An 8,806-nucleotide genomic window follows, 5' to 3' on the forward strand; every position below is an offset into this window, starting at 1 on the left:
CCCCGCGCCAGACCCGCTCGAGCCGCTCGGTCGGCCAGGCGGCCTGGATGCGCGCGGCCGGCAGCCGGGCCAGCGCCGGATCCAGGTGCGCGAGCCGGTTGACGGGGCCCCCCTCCAGGTCGATCGCGAGCGCCGGCGGCTCCGGACAGACCTCTCGGACCCCCAGGATCAGCTCCACGAGCTGGGAGGGGCTGCGGACGTTCCGATCGAAGAGGATGATTCCGGCCGGGCCGAGATCTTCGAGCGCCCGGATCGCCTCCGGGCCGAGTTCCGGCCCCGGCAGCGCCGCGACGATGAGCCTCCCGGCGCAGCGTTCCGGATCCATGCGGGCGATTCTCGGGGGAGGGAGGATGCCCGTCAACCTCGCCGTTCCGGGAGCGTTCGCCGCCGTTCGGCATTGGTGACAGCGGTTCGCCGAAGCGCCGGGCCCGGCCGAGGATGGTCCGTTTGCGGCCCCCTCTCCGGGGGAGCTATATTCCGCCCCCTCCTGCGGTCCGGCGGGGCGGAGGTCCGGTGTGTTCCTGAATCGACGGTTCACGATCATGGTCGTTCCGGACGCCCGCGCCCGGATGCGCCGCTTCCACCTTCGCGGCGCCCATCTGGTCGCCGGTGCGGCGGCGATCGCCGTCCTGTCGATCCTCGCGGCGTCCGCTCCCGTCGGTTGGCTGCGGGCTCACCGTCTCGCGTCCGACCTGGCGGCCGCGACCCGCGAGCGTGACGAACTCGCCGGCCGGGCCGAGGAGATCGAGTCGACCCTGGCGGAGCTCCGGGACCGCCTGGACAAGTTCGAACAGAGGACCCAGAAGCTGGCGGCGATCGCGGGACTCGACCTTCCCTCGCTCGGTCCGGGCGGGCAGGGCGTGTCGGTGGGAACCGACACCCTCGGACCGGCGGAGCGCACCGCGCTGCTCGGCGAGGAGGCCGAGGAGCTGGCCAGCCTCGGGACGCTCCTGGGACGCCGGCTCGACACGGTGGAGCGGGCCATCGGCGCCCAGTCGGAGCGGCTGGCGCGCACCCCGTCGATCCTTCCGGTCCGCGGCCTCATCGGCGCCGGCTTCGCCTGGCGGCGCGACCCCTTCACGGGACGGCGCCAGTTCCACCGCGGCATCGACATCTCGGCACCGGAAGGAACCCCGGTTCACGCCCCCGGCGACGCCGTCGTGGTCAAGGCCGAGCGTCACCGGGGGTACGGCAAGGTGCTCTACCTCAGCCACGGCGACGGGATCGTGACGCGCTACGGGCACCTGTCGGAATTCAAGGTCAGGCCCGGGGACAAGGTCCGAAGGGGAGACGTGATCGGCCTGGTCGGAACGACGGGCCGTTCCACCGCCCCGCACCTCCACTACGAGGTGCTCGTCCAGGGCCGGCAGGTCGACCCGATGCGTTTCGTCCTGGACGAGGCGCTCTTCTACTGATCGGCGACCGGGCGGCCGGGCGCGCCCGCGGTGGCCCGCCGGGCCCCCGGGCGATAGGATCCCCCGTCGACGACGCCCGCCGCGCGTCGACGCGGAAGGTTGGTCATGATCCAGAAAATCCTCGGCAAGATCATCGGAACCAAGAACGAGCGCGAGCTGCGCCGGCTCCAGCCGCTGGTGGCGGCGATCAACGAGCTGGAGCCGAAGATCCGGGCGCTCACCGACGAACAGCTCCGGGCCAAGACGGCGGAGTTCCGGACCCGCCTGGACCAGGGTGCGTCGCTGGACGATCTCCTGGTCGAGAGTTTCGCCGTCGTCCGGGAGGCGGCGCGGCGCACCCTGAACATGCGCCACTTCGACGTTCAGCTCATGGGCGGCATCGTCCTCCATCAGGGGAAGATCGCCGAGATGAGGACCGGCGAGGGAAAGACACTGGTCGCCACCCTTCCGGCCTATCTCAACGCCCTCACCGGCAAGGGGGTCCATGTCGTCACGGTGAACGACTACCTGGCGAGGCGGGACGCCGAGTGGATGGGCCAGGTCTACCGCTTCCTGGGCATGAGCGTGGGTTGCATCCAGCACGATCTCGACGAGGCCGCCCGGCGCGCCGCCTACGCGGCGGACATCACCTACGCCACCAACAACGAGGTCGGCTTCGACTACCTCCGCGACAACATGAAGTTCGAGCGTAGCGGGATGGTTCAGCAGAAGGGACACCACTACGCCATCGTCGACGAGGTGGACTCGATCCTGATCGACGAGGCGAGGACGCCGCTGATCATCTCGGGCCCGTCGGAGGGGGATGTCGAGGTCTACTACCGCGTCGACCGGATCGTGCCGCAGCTCAAGCCGGGCGCCGTGATCGCCGGAGAGGTCGCGCGCGAAGAACGCGAGGCGCTGGAGGCGAGTGGGGACTACATCGTCGACGAGAAGAGCCGGAATGTCGTGCTCACGGAGCAGGGCGTCGCTCACGCGGAGCGGCTGCTGGGCGTCCAGAACCTCTACGATCCCCAGAACATCGAGCTTCTGCACGCGGTGACGCAAGCGCTCCGCGCCCACACGCTCTACAAGCGGGACGTCGACTACCTCGTCGAGGACGGCGAGGTGGTGATCATCGACGAATTCACCGGGAGAAAGATGCCCGGGCGGCGGTGGTCCGATGGCCTTCACCAGGCGGTGGAGGCGAAAGAAGGCGTCCAGATTCGCAGCGAAAACCAGACGCTGGCCACGATCACTTTCCAGAACCTGTTCCGGATGTACGAGAAGCTGGCTGGGATGACGGGCACGGCGGCGACGGAGGCGGCGGAGTTCGCCGAGATCTACAAGCTGGACGTCGTCGTCATCCCCACCAACAAGCCGATGATCCGCGAAGACCATCCGGACGTCATTTTCAAGACCGAGAAGGCGAAGTTCGACGCGGTGGCCGACGAAATCGAGCAGTGCTATGCGAGGCGGCAGCCCGTCCTCGTCGGCACGACCTCGATCGAAAAGTCGGAACGCCTGTCGGCGCTGCTGCGCAAGCGCGGCATTCCGCACGAAGTTCTCAACGCCAAGCAGCACGCACGGGAAGCCGACATCGTGGCCCAGGCCGGACGTCTGGGGGCGGTCACGATCGCCACCAACATGGCCGGCCGCGGAACGGACATCCTTCTGGGCGGGAACCCGGAGGCCCTGGCGAAGCGGCTCGTGCTGGAGAAGACGGGCAAGAGCTGGGACGAGGCGGACGAGGCGGAGCGCGAGGCCGCGCTCGCGGAGGCGCGCGAGATCTGCGCGCGCGAGCACGAGGAGGTCGTCCGGCTCGGCGGACTTCACATCATCGGCACCGAGCGGCACGAGGCCCGGCGGATCGACAATCAGCTCCGCGGCCGCGCCGGCCGGCAGGGCGACCCGGGCTCGTCGCGCTTCTACCTCTCCCTCGAAGACGATCTCATGCGGCGCTTCGCCGGTTGGCTGATGGAGAAGGCGCTGGATCAAGCCGACGACGTCCCGATCGAATCCAAGGTGGTTTCGCGGGCGATCGAACGCGCGCAGAAGCAGGTCGAGGCGCAGAACTTCTCCATCCGGAAACGGCTCTTGGAATACGACGACGTCCAGAACCTCCAGCGCAAGGAGGTCTACAACCTCCGGCGCGAGATTCTCGAGGAGGAGAACCCGCGGGAGTACGTGCTGGGCAAGGCCGAGGAGATCCTCGCGGACCTCGTGGAGCAGGCCTTCGCGGAGGCGGAAGAGGGCAGGGGACCCCGGCTCGACGAGCTGGAGACGCAGGTTCGGCACTTCTTCGGCTTCAGCCCGGCGAAGGAAGGGATCGACCTGGAGGGCGCACCGGAAGAGGTCCAGGAGCGGCTGCTGGAACGGATCCGCGCGCGGTACGCGGAGAAGGAAGAGCGGGTCGGTCCCGAGATGATGCGGCGGTACGAGCGCTTCGTCATCCTGCAGATCATCGACAACCAGTGGAAGGACCACCTTCTGGCGCTCGACCACCTCAAGGAGGGAATCAGCCTTCGGGCCTACGCGCAGCGCGATCCGCTGGTGGAGTACAAGCGGGAGTCCTTCGACCTGTTCGCGGCGATGAAGGCACGCATCGAGGAGGAGATCGTCCGCTACCTGATGCTGCTCGAGCCGATGAGCGAAGAGGAGCGGCGCGCCCAGGAGGAGCGGCGCAGGCGGCAGCAGGAGGCGATCTTCAGGGCGGCTTCGGCGGCGAAGGCGGGGGAGCGCGTCGTCAAGACCGTGCGCCGCGAGGGGAAGCGCGTGGGGCGGAACGACCCTTGCCCGTGCGGGTCCGGCAAGAAGTACAAGAAGTGCTGCGGCGGCGTGGCGGCGGCCGGGGGCAGGTGACTGGAACAGGGGGGGCCGGGCCGCTAGAATCGGCGCTCACCGCGCGAGGCCCTCAGACATGCTCGACGAGCGCTTGCCCTTGGGACTGACGTTCGACGACGTCCTGCTGCTCCCCGGCTACTCCGAGGTGCTGCCCAGCGAGGTCGACACCTCGACCCGGATCAGCAAGGACCTGCGCCTGCAGATCCCGCTCGCCTCGGCCGCGATGGATACCGTGACCGAAGCGCGCCTGGCGATCGCCATTGCGCAGCAGGGCGGGATCGGGGTCATCCACCGCAACATGAGCATCGAGGAGCAGGCGCAGGAGGTGGACAAGGTCAAGCGCTCGGAGTCCGGGATGATCGTCGATCCGATCACGATGACCCCGGACCGGCCGGTGCGAGAAGCGCTCGAGCTGATGGCGCGGTACAAGATCTCGGGAGTTCCGATCACCGACGAGGACGGGCGGCTGCTCGGGATCCTCACCAACCGCGACCTCCGTTTCTGCACCCGGGTCGAGGCGCCGATCCGGGAGTTCATGACGCGCGAGAACCTCGTGACGGTGCCCGAAGGGACCGACCTCGACCGGGCCCAGGAGCTGCTGCACGAGCACCGGATCGAGAAGCTCCTCGTGGTGGACGAGGCGTTCCGGCTGAAGGGCCTGATCACCTACAAGGACATCCAGAAGCGGATCCGCTACCCGAACGCGGCGAAGGACGAACACGGCCGCCTCCTCGTCGGCGCCGCGGTCGGCACCGGTCCCGACACGCTGGAACGGTGCGCGGCGATCGTCGAGGCCGGGGTCGACCTGATCGTCGTCGACACCGCGCACGGGCACTCGCGCCGGGTCCTCGACATGGTCGATCGGATTCGCGACCGGTATCCCGACGTGCAGCTCATGGCGGGGAACGTCGGCACCGAGGAGGGCGCCCGAGCGCTCGTCGAGCGCGGAGTGGACGCTGTCAAGGTCGGGATCGGGCCGGGCAGCATCTGCACGACCCGCGTGGTTTCCGGGGCCGGTGTCCCGCAGCTGACCGCGATCGCGGCGGCGGCACGCGCCTGCCGGCCGCACGGCGTTCCGCTGGTCGCGGACGGCGGGATCAAGTTTTCGGGGGACATCACGAAAGCGATCGCGGCGGGGGCGGACGCGGTGATGGTCGGCTCGCTCCTCGCCGGCACCGAGGAATCGCCGGGAGAAACGGTCCTCTACCAGGGTCGGACCTTCAAGGAATACCGGGGAATGGGCTCGCTCGCGGCGATGCGCCGGGGCGCCCGGGACCGCTACGGCCAGGACGCCGAGGAGGACGTGGGAAAGCTCGTCCCGGAGGGCATCGAGGGGCGCGTGCCCTACAAGGGGCGCCTCGGCGACCTGGTGCACCAGCTCATCGGCGGGTTGCGGGCCGGCATGGGCTACTGTGGCGCCGCGTCGATCGCCGAGCTGCAGGAGCGGGCCCGCTTCGTCCGGGTGACGGGTGCCGGGCTGCGCGAGTCGCACGCCCACGACGTGATCATCACCCGCGAAGCCCCGAACTACCGGCTGGAGTGAGCGCGCCCCCCTCGATCCGGACGATGCGCTCGTCCGGACCCGCCGGCTCGAGCGAGACCCGGACGGCGGCTTCGAGGAGGTGATCGGGGAGGCGCTCGCCCCACTCGACCGCGACGAGCATCCCCTCCTCCATCGCCTCCTCGATCCCGAGATCGTCGATCGCCGCCCCCGGTGCCAGCCGGTACAGGTCGACGTGCAGCAGGGGAGGCCGGCCCTCCGGGTGCTCGACCGCCAGGACGAAGGACGGGGAGGTGATCGCCTCCTCGGGGATCCCACAGGCCGCGGCCAGGCCGCGGACGAAGACCGTCTTGCCGGCCCCGAGGGGACCGGACAGGGCGACCAGGGCCCCCGGGGGCAGCCGCCGCCCCAGGCGGAGCCCGCAGGCGGCCGTTTCCCGCTCGCCGCGGGTGCGCTCGATCTCGCTCACTCCCGGGCCGCCCTCCGGGGCGCTTCGACGCGCTGGCGGATCGCCGCCCCGAGCCAGTCCAGCAGATCCCCGGCGGTCAGCGACGCCTCGGCGTGCGTTCCCCGCTCGTCGTCGGTGGCCAGGTCCGCTGCCGCCCCGTGCAGATGCGCGGCGAGAGCGGCCGCCTCGAGAGGGTCGAGCCCCTGCGCGAGCAGGCCCGCCACGATCCCCGTCAACACGTCCCCGGCGCCACCGGTGGCGAGCCCCGGATTTCCGGTGACGTTGACGAACGCGCGGCCGTCCGGAGCCGCCACGACCGTCCGGTGTCCCTTGAGCAGGCACACCGCATCGGCCTCCTTCGCGAGGCGGCGAGCGGCGGCGAGACGGTCGCCCTGGATCTCGGCCGTCCCCGTCCCGAGAAGCCTGGCCGCCTCTCCCGGGTGGGGGGTGAGGACCGCCGGGGCGCGCCGGCGGGCGAGGGACGAGAGCCGGACGCCCGCGAAGGCGTTCAGGCCGTCGGCGTCGATCACCAGGGGAACCGGCGCCTCCCGGACGAAGCGCCGCACCGCGGCCGGTGTGTCTCCCGCGGTGCCGAGCCCGGGCCCGACGGCGGCGACGGTCCGGGTGGCGGCCAGGGCGAGAGCCGCGCGGGCCGCGGAGGCGGCGAAGCGGCCCTTCTGATCCGCCGGAAGCGGTTCCGTCATCAGTTCCGGGGCCACCGACGCGACTTCGGGGCGCACCGGTCTCGGGACCGCCACGGTCACGAGGCCGGCTCCCGCCCGGAGGGCTCCGAGCCCGGCGAGGGCCGCCGCACCGGACTTCCCGACGCCGCCGCCGACGACCAGGACGTGGCCGTAGGTGCCCTTGTGCGAGTCCGGCGGCCGCGGGGGCCACAGCCGCCCCGCCTCTTCGTCGGTCAGGACGTGCAGGTCCGGCGCGGTGGCGGCGATCGCGGCGTCGGGAATCCCGATGTCGACCACCACCAGGTTGCCGCAGTGCCCTTCCGCAGGGGGCAGGAGGTGCGCCACCTTGGGGCGCGCGAACGTCACCGTGAGATCGGCGGCGACCGCGGGGCCGGGCAGCGCCGGCGACGAGGCGTCGAGACCGGACGGGATGTCCACCGCCACCACGGCCGCGTCGGAAGCGTTGATCGCCTCCGCCGCGAGCCGGGGGACGCCCCGGAGCGGGCGCGTCAGACCGGTCCCGAAGATGGCGTCGACGGCGAGATCGCCGCGACCGAGCTCCGGAGCGCGCTCCCTCCACTGCTCCTCGGAGCGGATCTCGATCACGCGCCCGCCGAGACCGGTCCATGCGGCCGCCATCGTCGCGGCGTCGCCGCGCAGGTCGTCGAGGGCGCGGCCGAGGAGGACGGCCGTCACCTCGACACCCGCCGCGGCGAGGTGGCGGGCGACGACGAACCCGTCCCCGCCGTTGTTGCCGGGCCCGCAGAAGATCGCCGCGCGGCCGCTGGGGGGTGGTCCCATCTCTTCCAGGATGGTCTCCGCGGTGAGGCGGCCGGCATTCTCCATGAGGACCAGGGAGGGGATCTTCATGCCGTCGATGGCGTGACGGTCGGCCGCGCGCATCCTCTCGGCATCGAGAACTTCCATGCGCTCCTCCGGATCGGAACCGCTGGGCGTCCGGGGCGTAAGTCTGCCACGGCGGCCCCGGCGGCACGACGGCGCGGCCGCTATCCTGCCCGTGTGACCGGCACCGCTCGCGGCGCCGCTCCGGACGAGGGCGCGCGCGTCGAACTCCGCGTGACCGACGTGAACGCGTCGGGTGAGGGCGTCGCCCGTCACGGGAGCTTCGTGCTGTTCGTGCGCGACGCGTGGCCCGGCGAGCGCGTGATGGCGCGGATCGTGCGCCGGCGGCGGAGTTACGGCGAGGCGGTGGTGGAATCCCGGCTCGAGGCGAGCCCGGACCGCGTTGCGCCCCCGTGCCCGCACCAGCCGGAGTGCGGGGGGTGCCCGATGATGACCCTCGCCCCGCCGGCGGCGCTCCGCGCGAAGGCGAAGCGCGCCGCGGAAGTGCTCCGGCGGCTGGCGGGCGTGGCCATCCCGATCGAGCCGGTGATCGCCTCTCCCGCGTCGCTCGAATACCGGAATCGGATCGCCTTCGCCGTGCGCGGGGGGCGGATCGGCTTCCACGCCGCGCGCGATCCGGCGCGCTTCGTGCCGGTCGAGCGCTGCCTGCTCGCGCCGCCGGAGGCCAGCCTCCTGGCGCGCCGGTTCGCTGGCCGTCTCGGAGCGGCCGGTTCCTGGCCGGCGCGTCTGGAGCTGCGCGGGGCTTCCGACGGCAGCCGCTGGTTGATCGCGGCGTCGGGGCCCGGTCCCGTCCCCGCGGCCGCCCGCACCGCCGCGCGGGAGCTGATCGCCGCCCGTCCCGAGCTCTGCGGGGTGGTGGCCCTCCGCGGGGCCGGCCGCTACTCGGTGCTCGCCGGCACGGACGGTTTCGTCGATCGCGCGGGCGGTCTTCCGCTGCGCGTGGGACCGACCGGATTCGTCCAGGTCAACCCGGCAGCCGCGCGGCTCCTCTATGCGCTGGTGGCGGAGGGCCTCGGCTCGGGCGGGGCTCCTCCCCGCCGGGTTCTCGACCTGTACGCGGGGGCGGGGCTCGCGG

General features: G+C 71.7%; 7 protein-coding genes. 4 read left to right on the plus strand and 3 right to left on the minus strand.

The window, feature by feature from the left end:
- A partial coding sequence (locus D6718_11710) for a hypothetical protein (GenBank protein ID RMG43624.1) occupies window positions 1-325 on the minus strand: 325 nt, incomplete at its 3' end.
- 190 nt (window positions 326-515) lie between these two features.
- Here D6718_11710 and D6718_11715 point away from each other — a divergent pair.
- From D6718_11715 to guaB, 3 genes are all read left to right on the plus strand, one after another.
- Window positions 516-1,415, plus strand: a complete 900-nt coding sequence (locus tag D6718_11715; GenBank protein RMG43625.1) for a M23 family metallopeptidase — start codon at window positions 516-518, stop codon at window positions 1,413-1,415.
- Window positions 1,416-1,520: 105 nt separating this feature from the next.
- On the plus strand, window positions 1,521-4,253 hold the full coding sequence (gene secA / locus D6718_11720; GenBank protein ID RMG43626.1) for a preprotein translocase subunit SecA: 2,733 nt from the start codon (window positions 1,521-1,523) through the stop codon (window positions 4,251-4,253).
- Between the two features lie 58 nt (window positions 4,254-4,311).
- Window positions 4,312-5,778, plus strand: coding sequence for an IMP dehydrogenase (gene guaB, locus D6718_11725; GenBank protein ID RMG43627.1), 1,467 nt, complete (start codon window positions 4,312-4,314; stop codon window positions 5,776-5,778).
- Here the strand turns inward: guaB and tsaE are convergent.
- Together tsaE and D6718_11735 are read right to left on the minus strand one after the other, a co-directional pair.
- Window positions 5,744-6,262 (minus strand): tRNA (adenosine(37)-N6)-threonylcarbamoyltransferase complex ATPase subunit type 1 TsaE, encoded by a 519-nt coding sequence (gene tsaE / locus D6718_11730; GenBank protein RMG43630.1) that lies wholly within the window; start codon window positions 6,260-6,262, stop codon window positions 5,744-5,746. The two genes, guaB and tsaE, sit on opposite strands and share 35 nt — an antisense overlap.
- Entirely contained in the window at window positions 6,202-7,794 is a 1,593-nt protein-coding gene (locus tag D6718_11735; protein ID RMG43628.1) for an NAD(P)H-hydrate dehydratase, read from the minus strand. The genes tsaE and D6718_11735 overlap by 61 nt, the downstream gene beginning before the upstream one ends.
- Here D6718_11735 and D6718_11740 point away from each other — a divergent pair.
- The coding region (locus D6718_11740; GenBank protein ID RMG43629.1) for a class I SAM-dependent RNA methyltransferase at window positions 7,750-8,806 on the plus strand (1,057 nt) is incomplete at its 3' end. The two genes, D6718_11735 and D6718_11740, sit on opposite strands and share 45 nt — an antisense overlap.

The organism is Acidobacteriota bacterium (assembly GCA_003696075.1).
Taxonomy (GTDB): Bacteria; Acidobacteriota; Polarisedimenticolia; order J045; family J045; genus J045.

Excerpts from the sequence above, each read along its gene's own strand:
- secA (RMG43626.1), top strand. The coding sequence starts at position 1,521 with ATGATCCAGAAAATCCTCGGCAAGATCATCGGAACCAAGAACGAGCGC.
- D6718_11735 (RMG43628.1), bottom strand. The coding sequence starts at position 7,794 with ATGGAAGTTCTCGATGCCGAGAGGATGCGCGCGGCCGACCGTCACGCC.
- guaB (RMG43627.1), top strand. The coding sequence starts at position 4,312 with ATGCTCGACGAGCGCTTGCCCTTGGGACTGACGTTCGACGACGTCCTG.